This is a genomic window from Cobetia sp. SIMBA_158, from assembly GCF_046566945.1.
Lineage (GTDB): Bacteria > Pseudomonadota > Gammaproteobacteria > Pseudomonadales > Halomonadaceae > Cobetia > Cobetia amphilecti.
Window position 1 is genome coordinate 1 of record NZ_JAWJYL010001086.1, and the last position, 236, is coordinate 236.

1 protein-coding gene is annotated in these 236 nt (G+C 63.6%); it reads right to left on the minus strand.

Annotated features, from left to right (window positions below):
* Positions 1 to 236 (minus strand): catalase (locus tag R2R70_RS23135; protein ID WP_410979363.1); only part of this gene is annotated, 236 nt, incomplete at both ends.

Consider the following 236-nt stretch of genomic DNA (forward strand, 5'->3'; position numbering starts at 1 on the left):
CGCCACGCGCGTGAACGCTACGCACAGGAAGACGTTCATTGTCGAAGTGGTTCATCTTCTCGCGGACGATGAAATCTTCCATCAGGGTCGGACCGCGTTCCCCCGCCTTCAGCGAGTGGTGGTTGTCCGCGATGCGCAGTCCCTGGTTGGTGGGCAGGTCATGGCCTTCGGCGTCGGCGCGATAGGTCTCCAGCGCGTCGTCCTTGGCGTGGGCATCACCGGCAGGTGGCTTGGTG